The organism is Gammaproteobacteria bacterium (genome assembly GCA_029862005.1).
Classification (GTDB): domain Bacteria; phylum Pseudomonadota; class Gammaproteobacteria.
Genome location: JAOTYD010000020.1, coordinates 51,288 through 66,319 on the forward strand (window position 1 = coordinate 51,288; position 15,032 = coordinate 66,319).

Below are 15,032 nucleotides of genomic sequence, written 5' to 3' on the forward strand. Positions count from 1 at the left end.
AGTTCAAATGCAGGAATTGTCTGCCGTCCGGCAACTTATAACAAGCGGTCGACCCGCACCAAACCAGGATTTGGCATATGAGAATACCATTTGTAAGGCTGGCATTGATTGCTGTCTTTCCAGCGGTTTGCGCGGCCCAGGACAGCGGTCTGGGTCCGATTACGATAACGGCGACCCGGGTCGAAAAGAATATCGATGAAATACCGGCAGCGGTCAGCACCGTCGGCCAGGATGAAATTCAGCTCGGTAACGAGCAACTCGGACTGGATGAGTCCCTGGGCGGAGTGCCCGGCCTGTTCATGCTCAATCGATACAACTTCGCCCAGGACTTGCGCGCCTCGATCAGGGGCTTCGGAGCGCGTTCGAGTTTCGGCATCCGCGGAATCAAGATTATCGTCGACGGAATTCCCGAAACTCTCCCCGACGGACAAGGATCGGTGGATGGCATCGATCTCGGCTCGGCCAGCCAGGTCACCGTTATTCGCGGACCGGCATCGTCCTTATACGGGAACGCATCAGGTGGCGCGATATTGATCGAATCCGAAAAAGGCCCCCTCAGACCGTTCGCCAGCGCGCGCTCTACCGTCGGCGATTTCGGCTTTAACAATACGCAGTTGAAAATCGGCGGCGAAAGCGGCAAGCACAACTACCTCGTGAACCTGTCGGATACGTCCTCGGATGGCTATCGCGATCATAGCGAATACGATAATACCCAGCTCAACGGCCGATTCGAAACCATATTCAAGGGCGGCTCCTCGCTCCTCGCAACCTTGCACCATACCGATCAGCCGGTGGCCAACGACCCGGGCAGCCTTACCGCTGCGGACGCGGAACTCGATCCGGAACAGGCACGGGCGCAAAACGAGGCATTCGACGCCGGCGAGGCCCTGGAACAGACCCGGATCGGTCTGCTCTATAAAACCAGCCTGAGCAAGGGCCGGGACTTCGAGACCCGGGTCTACAATACGCAAAGAGACTTCAGCAACAAACTGCCGTTTCAGGATGGTGGCGCGGTAAAACTCGATCGCGGTTTCACCGGTGCGGGCCTTAAGTTTACCTGGCTGGGCGAGCTGGCCGGCCGCCAAAATCAGCTATTGCTGGGCGTGGATTACGACCGCCAGGACGACGACCGCCGCCGTTTCGACAACTTGTCGGGTTCGCTCGGTGCACTGACCTTCGACCAGAACGAGCAGGTGACTTCGATTGGCACCTATCTGCAAAACGAAACGCAACTCAGCGATGGTGTCGAGCTCACGCTCGGTATTCGCTACGACGATATCGAGTTCGACGTCAGCGACGACTTTCTTGCCGACGGCGACGATTCCGGCAAGGTCGACCTCGATCATACCAGCCCGATGGCGGGGATCAGCTACGCCCTGAGCGACGCTACCCGCTTATACGCTACGATCTCCACTGCATTCGAGACGCCGACCACCACCGAGTTCGCCAATCCCGACGGAGGCGGTTTCAATCAGTCGCTCGATCCCCAGAATTCGACCAACTACGAAATCGGCATCAAACAGCGAACCGGCTCTTATCGCTTCGAGCTGGCGCTGTTTCACATTGAGGTCGACGACGAGCTAACCCCGTTCGAGCTGGCGTCTCAGCCAGGGCGCACGTTTTTCGAAAATGCCGGGTCATCCACCCGCGACGGACTCGAACTTTTCTATAGCCGGACTCTTGCCCCGCAAATCGAATTTACCTCGGCTTACACTTACTCCGAATTCAAATTCGACCGATTTACCGATTCCGACGGCGACGTATTCGACGACAAACGGATACCCGGGATTCCGCGTGACCTGCTTTACCTGGACCTGACCTGGTTCGGGGAAAATGGGTATTACGCAACCTGGGATTGGACCTATACCGGTGAGATATACGTCGATAATGCGAATCAAACCCGGGTCGGTTCAAGCCAGGTTTCGAATCTTCGAATCGGCCATAACGGGTTTTACGGCGACTGGGAGGTCTCACCGTTTCTGGGGATCAACAACCTGTTCGACGAAGACTACAACAACAACATCCGGATCAATGCTTTCGGTGGTCGCTATTTCGAGCCGGCGCCGGAGCGGAACGCTTTTGTCGGCATTTCGGTTCGCGCATCCTTCTGAGGTTAACCGCTACTTCGCACGGAAACGGGGCCCACTAAAACCGCACCTGGAGTGCATATAAAATAATTTAATGCATCACCCCGCATACCCCATTTGCCGGGTTTACATAACATTGACAGGTTGCGACTTTCCTGCAAGACTTTTTCTCCGCCATTAATTAAGAGGAGAAGCTTGTAATTTTGTTGGATAGTAAAGAGCACAATCGTTTTTGCTTTATGTAATTTTTTCATTCGGAGGAAGAGTCGACATTATTAGATTAACCCAAGGACTACTTTTGCTATTCCTTCTGAATTTTTCAGGATATGCATTATCTGGAGATAAGGTGGCAGGAGAGGAAAGATATAAGAAATCCTGCATTAACTGTCATGGACCAGCCGGTAAAGGTGTAGCCAGTTATCCAAAAATATCCGGAAATGAAGTTTCTTATACGAAGTCAAAGTTAGAGACTTACAGGGATGGGATTAAAATAGGACCCAATTCGGCTTTGATGATCATGATGGCAAAGCCCTTGACGGATGAAGAAATTGCAAACCTGGCCGCGTATTTGAAATACGCGAAATACGAAAATAATTAAGGGGGATAAATGATGAAAACACTAAGTAAGTTTTTCACGACAGTCATGGCGCTCGCTTTGATGTTTGGATTGTCTTCTAATGCCCTTGCAGACGGGCATGAGGGGATGGACATACCGACGATTAAATCATCGGCACTTATGACCGGACTTGAAAATCCATGGGATATGGCTTTTTTACCTGACGGCACAATGTTTTTTACTGAAAAATGTAAAGGTCTTTCAGTCAGAACAAAAAATGGAAGTGTGAATGCACTGTACGGAATGAAGGACTCTTCGGGCTACCGCGATTCTGGTAGTGATCTTTTTTGTGAAGGTCAGGCCGGTATGTTGGGCGTGGTTGCAGATATTCACTTTGCCAAGAATCGCACCCTTTACGTTTATTCCACTTCTTCCAAATACCATGGTTCCGGTTGCAAAACCAATTTCGAAAAGTGCGACGGAAACATTGTTATGCGGTTTAAGGTCAGTGACGACCTCAAGAGCGTTTCTAACCGAACCGATATCGTTAAGGATATTCAATACAAGCCATTCGAATCGAACCAGCCGTTCGGCGGGCCCGGCGCTCACAATGGCGGCAGGATACGTATTGGACCGGGAGGATTCCTCTGGGTAGCTGGCGGTGATCGTCACAGGGGAATTTGTCCTCAAGACGGTCAGTTACTATGCGGTAAAGTACTCAGGATCGATGGAGACGGTAACGCACACCCCGAAAACAACCCGCCCGAGGGCTACGACAAGCGTATCTACACCTATGGGCATAGAAACGTACAAGGTATAGATTTTCGTCCGAGCGATGGCAGAGCGTTTACCGCGGAGCATGGGCCATGGCATAACGACGAGATCACCGCACTGGTAAATGGTGGTAATGCCGGTTGGGACCCTGCAGAGAAAAGAGGCGGCAGAGACGCATGCCCGGACATGTACTGCGGTTATGAGCCAAATCAAATGGACGCTGTGGATCCTGCGGTACGTGCTGCCTATACCCCGATGAGCGATACTCGTTTCAAAGATCTGATGCCGGCTTCCTGGAATAACAATGGCTTTTCTCAAGGCACCGGATCTGCCGCATTCCTCAAAGGCAGTAACTGGGGTACCTATGAAGGCCACTTAGCAGTTGGCATCATGGGCATTGCTTTCGGTGATACGCCGCCTGGATCCCGTATCGACATGATCGATCTCACGCCTGACGGATTAGGAATAAGGGGTATCGTGCGTATGCCGCTTGGATTCTCGAAGAGATTTCGCGGTCTGGTGATGGGTCCGGATAATGCGCTGTATGCTTCTACCGACGAAGGTGAAATCTATAGAATTACAGCTGAATAAGAAGTAGTTAACTGAAATTAGTGCTCGCGTTACGATAGTAGCGCGAGTATTTTTTTCACTTGTCCGCATGCTCCGTCGAATGGGGCTGCGTCGGTCTGTTCATTGCTCCAACCCGTTCTCGAATTTTATTGAGCCACTTTCAGTATCGAGTCTGGTTCTTCCTCTACCACAAATCCCCGACAAATTTATCGAGCTATTGCTTACACAGGATGTTAGCCAGGCGTTCCGTAGCTGAATTCGCATTGATAGACACCTTTGGTTTCTGCTTGGTGTCAGTTGCCATTGCCGGGGTGGTCCAGTTTTTATCGGAGTAAAACGTACGTTGCAGTGTTGTTTCCGAGTACTCGGAGCAGTCTATTTTCATCAAGCTCTGATAGCTCGAGGCTCCCATGACCGAGGACTTATATCGAATTCTATTCCACACGTTAACGAGATTACCGTCCTTTTGCACTCGCGTGTCGTCGAAGAAAAAGACATCGCCATTCGCGCGGGTCGAATACTCAACCCACTCTGCCATCGTATTGCACGAAAAGGTTAGCAGGAGTATGGGTAGTAGTTTTTTCAAGATCATTCCTCAAATCTGCACAGAATAGTAGGCCATTGCCGACGGGGCTTGCAAGCGGGTGCTGGAAGTGCTGCTGGATCTGGTCGATGACGGACTGATCCCCAATACTGGCCAGGGCCTTCACCGGGATTTATGGTGACAGTTTACTTGGTTCGGAATTAAGGTAACTGTCACCATAATATTCGGCATATTAATTTCCGCCAGGGTTGGCGCGGTCACTTGTGGCAATAGCGGTTTCACTCCTTTCTGCTGGATGAAGATTACCTGCTTGCCACAGTCCGATATGTCGAAAGTAATCCGGTTGCCGCCGGACTGTGCCGACACCCCGGCGAATGGCCATGGTCTAGCGCGCGGGCGCACCTCGAAGGCACGGACGACATCCTGGCGATCGTCAAGCCCATGCTCGATCGCGTAGCCGACTGGGAAGCCTACCTGTCCAGCAGCACCCGCAGCGACAGGGCGGAGTCGATCCGGCGACACAATCGAACCGGGCGCCCTCTCGGCATCACCGAATTCATAAAAATACTGGAGAAACAAACCGGCAAAACCCTCACCCCAAAACGCCCCGGCCCAAAACCAACCTCGACTAATTAGGTATACTGTCCCCGGAATTGCTGGTGAAACCACCGGCACGTGAGTATCTGGCGCAGCGAAGGGATTAACAATTTTCGCTCGGCCCCCCTCTCCCGAGACGGTTATAATGCCCGCCATGGCAACCGGCACATTCCGCTTCGCGGCGATCGCGACGATCGTCGTATCCGCGTCGCTCTGGGCGGGCGCGACAGCGGCCGCCGAGTGCGGCGGCGGCGAGGTCACAAGCGCGCACGCGATCGCGATGCATGGCGAGCCGAAATACGCCGAGGGCTTCCCCCACTTCGACTACGTCAACCCGGCTGCGCCAAAGGGCGGCTCGCTGCGCCAGGGCGCGCTCGGCACCTTCGACAGCTTCAATGCCTGGATCCCCAAGGGCAACGCGGTCTCGACCGGGTCGATCGAATCGCTGCTGGTCGGCAACGAGGACGAGCCGTTGTCGCTCTACGGACTCATCGCCGAGCGCCTCGAGTGGCCCGGCGACCGTTCCTGGGTCATGTTCACGCTGCGCGATATCGCGCGCTGGCACGACGGCGTGCCGATCACCGCCGACGACGTAGTCTGGTCGTTCGAGACGCTGACGACAAAGGGTTCGCCGCAGTACCGTTTCGTCTACCGCGGTGTGAAAGGGGTGGAAAAGCTCGACGCGCGCCGGGTCAAGTTCAGCTTTTCCGACGCCAGCAACCGCGAGCTGCCGTTGCTCGTGGGGCAGATGCCGATCCTGCCGAAGCATTACTGGGAGAGCCGCGATTTCGACAAGACCACGCTCGAGCCGCCGCTCGGCAGCGGCCCCTACCGGGTCAAGCGCTTCGAGCCCGGGCGCTTCGTCGAGCTGGAGCGGGTCGCGGATTACTGGGGGCGCGAGCTGCCGGTCAACGTCGGCCACAACAATATCGACCTGCAGCGCACCGACTATTTCCGCGACGACACGGCGATTCGACTCGCGCTCAAATCCGGCGATCTCGACCTGCGCCTGGAAAACCAGGCCAAGGCCTGGGCGCTCGATTACGACGTGCCGGCGGTCGAGAAAGGCTGGCTTAAAAAAGAGCGCGTCGAGCACCGCCTGCCAACCGGCATGCAGGCCTTTGTGCTGAACTCCCGCCGCGAAGTCTTCAAGAATCCGAAGGTGCGCGAGGCGCTGGCCTACGCCTTCGATTACGAGTGGACCAACCGCAACCTGTTCTTCGACGAGTACACCCGCACCCGGAGTTATTTTTCCAACTCGGACCTGGCCTCACGCGAGCTGCCACAAGGCCTCGAGCTCGAGATCCTCGAGCGCTACCGCGGCCGCGTGCCGCCGCGGGTGTTCACCGAGGAATACCGCCCGCCATCGACCGACGGCAGCGGCTGGCCGCGCGACAACCTGCGCAGCGCGTTTGCTTTACTCGCCGAGGCCGGCTGGGAGGTGGTCGACAACGCGCTCGTGCATACCGATAGCGGGCGGCCGTTCCGCTTCCAGTTCCTGCTGGTCTCCCCCGACTTCGAGCGCGTGGTGCTACCGATGATCCGCAACCTGAAGCGTCTCGGCATCGACGCCAGCGCGCGCGTGGTCGACTCGAGCCAGTACATCAACCGCCTGCGCAGCTTCGACTTCGACGCCTTCGTCTTCGTCTGGGGGCAGTCGGAAACCCCCGGCAACGAGCAGCGCGTGTTCTGGAGCAGCGCCGCGGCCGATCAGCCCGACAGCCGCAACTTCGCCGGCATCCGTGACCCGGTCGTCGACGAGCTGATCGAGGGCATGATCGCGGCCTGCACGCGCGAGGAGCTGGTCGCCTGGACCCGCGCGCTCGACCGCGTGCTGCTGTGGGGCTTCTACGTGATCCCGAACTGGTACCTGCGCTCCGACCGCGTGCTCTACTGGGACAAGTACGCGCGCCCCGCGGTGCCGGTCAAGTCCGGCGTCAACACGAGCCTGTGGTGGTACGATGCCAAACGCGCCGCCGCGCTCGAGCGGGTGATCGACAATCTCGACGCCGACAGCGAAACCGCGCCGCCGGGCGAAACGCCGGGCTGGGGCACCGTCATCGCCTGGCTGCTGGCCGGGCTCGCGGTCGCTTATTGGCTCGCGCGCCGCGCGCTGCGGCGGAAAACCTGACGGGGAGGAACCGATGGGCGCCTATATCGTTCGCCGACTGCTGCTGATGATCCCGACACTGTTCGCGATCATGGTGATCAATTTCATCATCATCCAGGTCGCGCCGGGCGGGCCGGTGGAGCAGATCATCGCCGAGCTGACCGGCACCGGCGCCGACATCACCGGGCGCGTGACCCGCACCGACGTAGGCGAAACCCTACAGTCGGCCGCCGCCGATGCCGATGCGACCGGCGGCTACCGCGGCGCCCAGGGGCTCGACCCCGAGTTCATCAAGGAGCTCGAGCAGCGCTTCGGTTTCGACAAGCCGCTGCACGAGCGCTTCTTCGAGATGATGGGCAACTACCTGCGCTTCGATTTCGGCGACAGCTTCTTCCGCGACCGTTCGGTGGTCGACCTCGTGCTCGACAAGATGCCGGTGTCGATCTCGCTCGGCGTCTGGACCACGCTGCTGGTGTACCTGATCTCGATCCCGCTCGGCATCGCCAAGGCGATGCGCGACGGCAGCCGCTTCGACCTGTGGACCAGCGTCGTCGTCGTCATCAGCTCGGCGATCCCGAGTTTCCTGTTCGCGATCTTCCTGCTGGTGATCTTCGCCGGCGGCAGTTACCTCGACTGGTTCCCGCTGCGCGGGCTGGTGTCCGACAACTGGGCCGACCTGTCGTGGCCCGATCGCATCCGCGATTACCTGTGGCACATCACGCTGCCGGTGATCGCGATGACCATCGGCGGCTTCGCCACGCTGACGATGCTGACCAAGAATTCGTTCATGGACCAGATCGGCCAGCAATACGTGCTCACCGCGCGCGCCAAGGGTCTCACCGAGCGCCGCGTGATGTACGGCCACGTGTTCCGCAACGCGATGCTGATCGTCGTCGCCGGCTTCCCGTCGGCCTTCGTCGGCATGCTGTTCACCGGCTCGGTGCTGATCGAGATCATCTTTTCGCTCGACGGCCTCGGCCTGCTCGGCTTCGAGGCCGCGTTCAACCGCGACTACCCGGTCGTCTTCGGCACGCTGTTCTTCTTCTCGCTGCTCGGGCTTTTGATGACGCTGGTCGGCGACATCATGTACACCATCATCGATCCGCGCATCGATTTCGAGGCGAGGGGCCGCTAATGACCGAGCCGCCGGTGCAGCACCGATTTCTCGGCCAGCCGATCACACCGCTGACGCATCGGCGGCTCGAGAACTTCCGCGCCAACCGCCGCGGCTGGTGGTCGCTGTGGATTTTCGCGGTGCTGTTCGTCGTGACACTGTTCGCCGAGTTCGTCGCCAACGACAAGCCGATCCTGGTCTACTACGACGGCGGCTTTTACACGCCGATCTTCAGAACTTACCCGGAAACCGCGTTCGGCGGCGAATTTCCGACCGAGGCCGACTACCGCGACCCGTACGTCGCCGAACTGATCGACGACCGCGGCTGGATGGTCTGGCCGCTGGTCCGCTACGACCATCAAACCGTGTCCTGGGATCTCGCGGTGCCGGCGCCGGCGCCGCCCGACGGCCTGCACTGGCTCGGCACCGACGACCAGGCCCGCGACGTGGTCGCGCGGTTGGTCTACGGCTTTCGCATCTCGGTGCTGTTCGGCTTTACGCTGACCATCATCAGCGCGCTCGTCGGCGTCGCCGCCGGCGCCGCGCAGGGTTATTTCGGCGGCTGGCTGGATTTGCTGTTCCAGCGCTTCATCGAGGTCTGGGCGGGGCTGCCGATCCTCTACATCCTGATCATCCTCGCCAGCATCGTTGAGCCCAACTTCTGGTGGCTGCTCGGCGTGCTGCTGCTGTTCTCGTGGATGGGTTTCGTCGGCGTCGTCCGCGCCGAGTTCCTGCGCGCGCGCAACTTCGAGTACGTGCGCGCGGCGCGTGCGCTCGGCGTGTCCGACCGCGTGATCATGTTCAAGCACGTGCTGCCGAACGCGATGGTGGCGACGCTGACCTTCATGCCGTTCACGCTGGCGGGCTCGGTCACGGTGCTGACGTCGCTCGATTTTCTCGGCATCGGCCTGCCGCCGGGCTCGGCCTCGCTCGGCGAACTGCTGGCGCAGGGCAAGGCCAACCTGCAGGCGCCGTGGCTGGGTTTGACCGGCTTTTTCGTCATCGGCGCGATGCTGAGCCTGCTGATCTTCATCGGCGAGTCGGTGCGCGACGCCTTCGACCCGCGCAAGACGATCGGATGAGCAGCCTTTTGCATATCGAAGATTTGTCGGTGCATTTCGATACGCCGTCGGGCGAGGTGGTCGCGGTCGACCGCGTCTCGCTCGACATCGACAAGGGCGAGACCGTCGCGCTGGTCGGCGAGAGCGGCTCGGGCAAGTCGGTGACCGCGCTGTCGGTGATGCAGCTGCTGCCCTACCCGCGCGCGCGCCACCCGAACGGCAGCATCCGTTTCAACGATGAGGAAATGATCGGCGCCAGGCCGGCCGACCTGATGCGCATCCGCGGCGACCAGGTCGGCATGATCTTCCAGGAGCCGATGACGTCGCTGAACCCGCTGCACACGGTGCACAAGCAAATCCGCGAAACGCTGATCCTGCACAAGGGCATGAGCGAGCAGGAAGCGCGGGCGCGCACGCTGGAGCTACTCGACCTGGTGCATATCCGCGAGCCGGAGAAACGTCTCGACAGCTACCCGCACCAGCTCTCCGGCGGCCAGCGCCAACGGGTCATGATCGCGATGGCGCTGGCCAATGAGCCCGATCTGCTGATCGCCGACGAGCCCACCACCGCGGTCGACGTGACCACGCAGGCGCAGATCCTGAAACTGCTCGAGGAATTGCAGAACGAGATGGGCATGGCGGTGCTGTTGATCACGCACGACCTCGGCATCGTCGACAAGGTCAGCGACCGCGTCTACGTGATGCAGCAGGGGCGTATCGTCGAGCACGGCCCGACGCGGACGGTCTACGACAGCCCGCGCGAGGCCTACACGGTCGACCTGCTGTCCGCCGAGCCGGCGCAAAAGCCGCCGGTCGATCTCTCCGCCAGCCCGACCGTGCTCGAGGCCGAGCACATCCGCGTCTGGTTCCCGGTGCGCAAGGGCATCCTGCGCCGCACTGTCGATCACATCAAGGCCGCCGACGACATCAGCTTCAGCCTGCGCGCCGGCGAGACCGTCGGCGTGGTCGGCGAGAGCGGCTCGGGCAAGACCACGCTCGCGCTCGGGCTGCTGCGACTCGAGCGCGCGCAGGGGCGCATCGATTTCGGCGGCACCGAGATCCAGGACCTGCGCGGCGAGGATTTGAAGCCGATCCGGCGGCAGATGCAGGTCGTGTTCCAGGATCCGTACGGCTCGCTGAGCCCGCGGATGTCGATCCACCAGATCGTCGAGGAAGGCCTTGTCGCGCACGGCATCGGCGACGAGGCATCGCGCGACGAAATGGTCGTCGCCGCGCTCGACGAGGTCGGCATCGATCCGGCGAGCCGCTTCCGCTACCCGCACGAATTCTCCGGTGGCCAGCGCCAGCGCATTGCGATCGCGCGCGCGATGATCATGAAACCGAAACTGGTGCTGCTCGACGAGCCGACCTCGGCGCTGGACCGCTCGGTGCAGGTGCAGATCGTCGACCTGCTGTTGAAACTGCAGGCCGAGCACGACCTGGCGTACCTGTTTATCAGCCACGACCTCAAGATCGTGCGCGCGCTCTCCGACCAGCTGATCGTGCTGCGCAACGGTGTCGTGGTCGAACAGGGGGAAGCCGACCGGGTCTTCGAGGCGCCGTCAGATCCCTACACGAAAGCCCTGATCTCCGCCGCCTTCGACTTCGAACTGGAAGACGAATCCGTCCTCGAACAATGAACCGAGGAAATTCCGGGGACAGTATACCTAACCCCAGAAGCACCGCTCAGTGGTAATCAGATTCAAGCAGTCTCGTTGACAATTGCGCTATCGGTCTGGCGTGATATCATCATTGCGATCAAACGACTTACACGGAGGTAAGTTATGGCCAGGATGCCAAGACTCGTCGTGCCCGGTTACCCCCATCACGTCACCCAACGCGGGAATCGCCGTCAGCAAACTTTCTTCTGCGAAGGCGATTATCGCCACTACATCGCCCTGATGTCCGAATCCGCAGGTCAGGCCGAAACCGAAATCTGGGCCTATTGCCTGATGCCAAACCACGTGCACCTGGTGATGGTGCCGAGCAGCGCAGACGGTTTGCGAGCAACCCTGGGAGAAGCGCACCGGCATTACACCCGGCATATTAATTTCCGCCAGGGTTGGCGCGGTCACTTGTGGCAGGAACGGTTTCACTCCTTTCTGATGGATGAAGATTACCTGCTTGCCACAGTCCGATATGTCGAAAGTAATCCGGTTGCCGCCGGACTGTGCCGACACCCCGGCGAATGGCCATGGTCTAGTGCGCGGGCGCACCTCGAGAGCACGGACGACATCCTGGTGATCGTTAAGCCCATGCTCGATCGCATAGCCGACTGGGAAGCCTACCTGTCCAGCAGCACCCGCAGCGACAGGGCGGAGTCGATCCGGCGACACAATCGAACCGGGCGCCCTCTCGGCAACACCGAATTCATAAAAATACTGGAGAAACAAACCGGCAAAACCCTCACCCCAAAACGCCCCGGCCCAAAACCAACCTCGACTAATTAGGTATACTGTCCCCGGAATTCATGACCCCTTAGTCTCTGCACAGTAGGTACAGGTTACGGATCTCTCCCCTTTAATTCATGATCAAAGCTTGCCGGCTTCACGATAAGAGACCATGCGTTGCTGGTTTTCATCCCACAGGCTTGCCCGGAAACAGTCCACGATATCCCGCGGTGCGAGTGACGTGGTGATCGGTGACTGTAGCTCGGGTATCGCGGCCATGGCTTCGGGCAGTCGATAAAACGGGATGCGCACGTTGAGATGATGAATATGGTGGTAACCGATGTTGCCGGTGAACCATTGCATGAGTTTGCCGAGCCGCATGTAACTGGATGACTCCAGCGCTGCACGATAAAAGGTCCAGGCCTCCGGCGAGATCACGTGCATACGTTTAAAACTGTGTTGCGCGAAAAACAGGTAACTGCCAAGTGCCGAGGCAATGACCATGGGCAGTATCACGCTAAACAGCGCGACATCAAAACCGCCGAACAACCATAACACGGTGATCAGTCCGCCATGAAACAGGAGTACCCACACGGAGTCCTTGTGCCTGCTCGGCTCAGTGATTAACGGCAGTAACGTGATGCTGAAGGCAAAGATCGTAATGTAGCCAAACAGCACCACCAGCGGATGACGCTGAAAGCGGTAACTGAAGCGTTGCGTGAATGAAGCATCGCGCCACATTCGAGTGGTCATCAACGGGAAAGCGCCGACACTGGCCTCGCTGATCTGGCCAACGTGGCCATGATGATAGTTATGACTATTTTTCCACGAGCTGGCGGGTGTCAGCGCAAAACCGGCATAAAGCTGAAACAACCACTTTGCTAAGCGCGAGTCACGCAGAATCGCACCATGCATATAATCATGAAATGTAATAAACGCCCGCACCATGAACAGCGCACCGAGGATGGATAATGCCAGCCGCAATGGCCATAATGGCGCCATGCCTGCGCCGACCAGCGCGGCAATCATCAGGGTAAAAGTGGAAATCAAATATCGCCAGCTCCTGGCGGCGGATTCTCGCGCAAAGGGCCGGGTGGCTTGTACCAGTTCCTTGCCCATGCGAATCCCTGCACTGTGTTCGGCCATGCCCGGGTCTTGTTGTCGATGCGGATTTTGTGAACGACCTGTTTGATTTATTACTTCTTCCGGCTGCGATGCTCCCATGATCGCAATCTCCTGGACTGATTAAAGATATTGACCCTCTGCGGGTAGTTTCTAAATGCTTAGTGCCATAAAACGCAAAATGGGTTTTTGATGCCCGTCAAAAAAACACCGCTGAATCGATTACCGGGGCGATCACGGGAAATTGGTCTAACCTCATTAGATGCAAATATTTTCCCGTCAAACACTGGTGCTTGCCCTTATGCTGTCGATTGGCTGTGTGGCTAGCGGGCCGAGTTCGGCTGTCGAGATCTACAAGTACGTTGATAGCAATGGCCGGGTTCACCTGACTGACAGGCCGCCGCACAACGGATACCAATTGATTCAGAAGGCCGGAAAAAAGTTGCGCATGCCGCGGATCAATTTACGGGACAAAGACGCTAACCGGAAACGCTTCGCCAGCAAGATTGCCGAGGTCGCGAGTCGATACCAGGTTCCGGAGGCGCTGATTCATGCGGTCATCACCGTCGAGTCCGCCTACGATCCCAACGCAATATCTCGAGCCGGCGCGGTTGGACTGATGCAACTGATGCCCGCAACCGCCAGACGCTACGGGGTCGCCAACCGGCGAAATCCATATGCGAATTTGACTGGCGGCACACGTTATCTTAAAGACCTGTTGCTACGTTTTGATCGCAATCTCGAACTGGCGCTCGCCGGCTACAACGCGGGCGAAAACGCGGTCGAAAAATTTGGCAACCAGATCCCGCCGTTCGATGAAACGCAGAATTACGTGCGCAAAGTTCTGCAACTCTATTCGCAGCAATCCGCCGGATTATCCGGCGACGTCTGATCAACATTGCTTCCTGTCAATTGTAAGGCTTGACCCCGTTTACATTAGAAATCTTAGGACACTATACTTATTTCCTACTTGGCCGCTCGGCTAGCCAATTCCGGCCCTCTAATCCCGTACTGTTTCCGTGGTTGAGCGCCGCCGCAATGCCCCCATATTCATGACCACAAGCATATGAGTCAGGAGTTTCAAACCATGTTTAATCCGATTACGATCCCGTTCGGCGCGGAAATTCCGGGGACAGTATACCCATTTCTCACCGGCGCAAGCACATTAGCTACAGGTAATTAAGTATACTGTCCCCGTTATTCTCGAGTACCGCGGCCCTCTAATCCCATACTGTTTCCGTGGTTGAGCGCCGGCGCAATGCCCCCATCTTCATAACCACAAGCATATGAATCAGGAGTTTCAAACCATGTTTAATCCGATTACGATCCCGTTCGGCGCGGTCATGCTCTACAACGTCGTCGAGCTCAAGCCCGGCGTCACCACCGGCGACGTCGAGATAGCCATCGGTGAAATGTGCAACACCGTCAAGAATACTTATGGCGACGACAAAGGCGGCTTCATCGGCGGCCAGGTGTTCGAATACACCGGTTTCGTCTCGCCGGAAGGCTCGTTCGACCCGGAGCGCAAGACCGAGGACCACATTGTCATCATCACTTACTGGAATTCGTTCGAGCAGCACGAAAAATCGCACGCCGATAACGTGTTTAAGGAGAAGTTCGAAGCCCTCGCCGAGCACTGCTCGGAGACCTACGAGCTTGGTTACGAGATGCTCTGGCAGGGCGTGCCCGAAGAATAGGATTCCCCTACCGCGACGCCAAGGCGGCGGCGATTCGTAAAGATCCCGCCGTCGTCCGTCCCCGATGCGCAGTTCCAGTCGTTAACCCGGTTTCCGGGGAAGACAGACCTGTTCTGTTAGCTCAATTCGGAGGCTGACTCGCCTGAAATGCGCATAGTTTCCCCGGCATTGAAACATTGTCAGATGTAAGGCCTGATTCCCCTGGTGCGTCAATGCTCTATCACGGGACTAACGTCAATTCCTGATGATTGGCGTGCGCGGCACATGCGTGATTATCTCCGGTGCATCGTTGGTGATAATGGCTTGCTCCGCCACCGCCATCGAGCGGCCGGAGTTGCGGTCGTTCAGGATCATGTGCGTGAAAAACGACATGTTTTCCTCGAGCACCAGCGGATTGCCCGCGAATATCA

At 58.0% G+C, this 15,032-nt stretch carries 13 protein-coding genes; 10 read left to right on the plus strand and 3 right to left on the minus strand.

All coding sequences use genetic code 11. From position 1 onward, the window contains the following. Nucleotides 1-77: 77 nt before the first annotated feature. The 3 genes from OES20_12955 to OES20_12965 all read left to right on the plus strand — a co-directional run bounded on the left by OES20_12955 (nt 78) and on the right by OES20_12965 (nt 4,008). Nucleotides 78-2,111, plus strand: coding sequence for a TonB-dependent receptor (locus OES20_12955; protein ID MDH3635600.1), 2,034 nt, complete (start codon nt 78-80; stop codon nt 2,109-2,111). A gap of 322 nt (nt 2,112-2,433) precedes the next feature. Further along, nucleotides 2,434-2,685 (plus strand): c-type cytochrome, encoded by a 252-nt coding sequence (locus OES20_12960; protein ID MDH3635601.1) that lies wholly within the window; start codon nt 2,434-2,436, stop codon nt 2,683-2,685. Nucleotides 2,686-2,694: 9 nt separating this feature from the next. Next, nucleotides 2,695-4,008 (plus strand): PQQ-dependent sugar dehydrogenase, encoded by a 1,314-nt coding sequence (locus tag OES20_12965; protein MDH3635602.1) that lies wholly within the window; start codon nt 2,695-2,697, stop codon nt 4,006-4,008. Nucleotides 4,009-4,201: 193 nt separating this feature from the next. On the opposite strand, the gene OES20_12970 is transcribed toward OES20_12965, so the two are convergent. After that, the gene (locus OES20_12970) at nt 4,202-4,573 is read right to left on the minus strand and encodes a hypothetical protein (protein ID MDH3635603.1); all 372 of its coding nucleotides are present in this window, start codon (nt 4,571-4,573) and stop codon (nt 4,202-4,204) included. A 120-nt stretch (nt 4,574-4,693) separates the two neighbouring features. After that, nucleotides 4,694-5,284, minus strand: coding sequence for a hypothetical protein (locus tag OES20_12975; GenBank protein ID MDH3635604.1), 591 nt, complete (start codon nt 5,282-5,284; stop codon nt 4,694-4,696). Between OES20_12975 and OES20_12980 the strand changes: the two genes are divergently transcribed. The 5 genes from OES20_12980 (at nt 5,274) to OES20_13000 (ending at nt 11,863) form a co-directional block, all read left to right on the plus strand. Continuing rightward, a complete protein-coding gene (locus OES20_12980) occupies nt 5,274-7,259 on the plus strand; it encodes an extracellular solute-binding protein (GenBank protein MDH3635605.1) in 1,986 nt (661 codons plus the stop codon). The genes OES20_12975 and OES20_12980 overlap by 11 nt on opposite strands. A 13-nt stretch (nt 7,260-7,272) precedes the next feature. Further along, nucleotides 7,273-8,373, plus strand: coding sequence for a microcin C ABC transporter permease YejB (locus tag OES20_12985; protein ID MDH3635606.1), 1,101 nt, complete (start codon nt 7,273-7,275; stop codon nt 8,371-8,373). Further along, a complete protein-coding gene (locus OES20_12990) occupies nt 8,373-9,434 on the plus strand; it encodes an ABC transporter permease (protein MDH3635607.1) in 1,062 nt (353 codons plus the stop codon). The genes OES20_12985 and OES20_12990 overlap by 1 nt, the downstream gene beginning before the upstream one ends. Next, nucleotides 9,431-11,053, plus strand: a complete 1,623-nt coding sequence (locus OES20_12995) for an ABC transporter ATP-binding protein (GenBank protein MDH3635608.1) — start codon at nt 9,431-9,433, stop codon at nt 11,051-11,053. Before OES20_12990 ends, OES20_12995 begins: the two co-directional genes overlap by 4 nt. Before the next feature lie 144 nt (nt 11,054-11,197). Beyond that, complete coding sequence (locus OES20_13000) at nt 11,198-11,863, plus strand: transposase (GenBank protein ID MDH3635609.1); 666 nt, start codon at nt 11,198-11,200, stop codon at nt 11,861-11,863. An 81-nt stretch (nt 11,864-11,944) separates the two neighbouring features. On the opposite strand, the gene OES20_13005 is transcribed toward OES20_13000, so the two are convergent. Further along, complete coding sequence (locus tag OES20_13005) at nt 11,945-13,027, minus strand: fatty acid desaturase (protein MDH3635610.1); 1,083 nt, start codon at nt 13,025-13,027, stop codon at nt 11,945-11,947. 160 nt (nt 13,028-13,187) lie between these two features. On the opposite strand from OES20_13005, the gene OES20_13010 reads away from it, so the two are divergent. Both OES20_13010 and OES20_13015 read left to right on the plus strand, forming a co-directional pair. Next, on the plus strand, nt 13,188-13,817 hold the full coding sequence (locus OES20_13010; GenBank protein ID MDH3635611.1) for a lytic transglycosylase domain-containing protein: 630 nt from the start codon (nt 13,188-13,190) through the stop codon (nt 13,815-13,817). A 394-nt stretch (nt 13,818-14,211) separates the two neighbouring features. Next, nucleotides 14,212-14,622, plus strand: coding sequence for a hypothetical protein (locus OES20_13015; GenBank protein MDH3635612.1), 411 nt, complete (start codon nt 14,212-14,214; stop codon nt 14,620-14,622). The last annotated feature ends 410 nt before the right edge of the window (nt 14,623-15,032 follow it).

Coding starts and splice junctions, on each gene's coding strand:
- OES20_13015 (MDH3635612.1), top strand. CDS start 14,212: ATGAATCAGGAGTTTCAAACCATGTTTAATCCGATTACGATCCCGTTC.
- OES20_13005 (MDH3635610.1), bottom strand. CDS start 13,027: ATGGGAGCATCGCAGCCGGAAGAAGTAATAAATCAAACAGGTCGTTCA.
- OES20_12975 (MDH3635604.1), bottom strand. CDS start 5,284: ATGGCGGGCATTATAACCGTCTCGGGAGAGGGGGGCCGAGCGAAAATT.
- OES20_12955 (MDH3635600.1), top strand. CDS start 78: ATGAGAATACCATTTGTAAGGCTGGCATTGATTGCTGTCTTTCCAGCG.
- OES20_12965 (MDH3635602.1), top strand. CDS start 2,695: ATGATGAAAACACTAAGTAAGTTTTTCACGACAGTCATGGCGCTCGCT.
- OES20_12980 (MDH3635605.1), top strand. CDS start 5,274: ATGCCCGCCATGGCAACCGGCACATTCCGCTTCGCGGCGATCGCGACG.
- OES20_13010 (MDH3635611.1), top strand. CDS start 13,188: ATGCAAATATTTTCCCGTCAAACACTGGTGCTTGCCCTTATGCTGTCG.
- OES20_12985 (MDH3635606.1), top strand. CDS start 7,273: ATGGGCGCCTATATCGTTCGCCGACTGCTGCTGATGATCCCGACACTG.
- OES20_12995 (MDH3635608.1), top strand. CDS start 9,431: ATGAGCAGCCTTTTGCATATCGAAGATTTGTCGGTGCATTTCGATACG.
- OES20_12990 (MDH3635607.1), top strand. CDS start 8,373: ATGACCGAGCCGCCGGTGCAGCACCGATTTCTCGGCCAGCCGATCACA.
- OES20_13000 (MDH3635609.1), top strand. CDS start 11,198: ATGGCCAGGATGCCAAGACTCGTCGTGCCCGGTTACCCCCATCACGTC.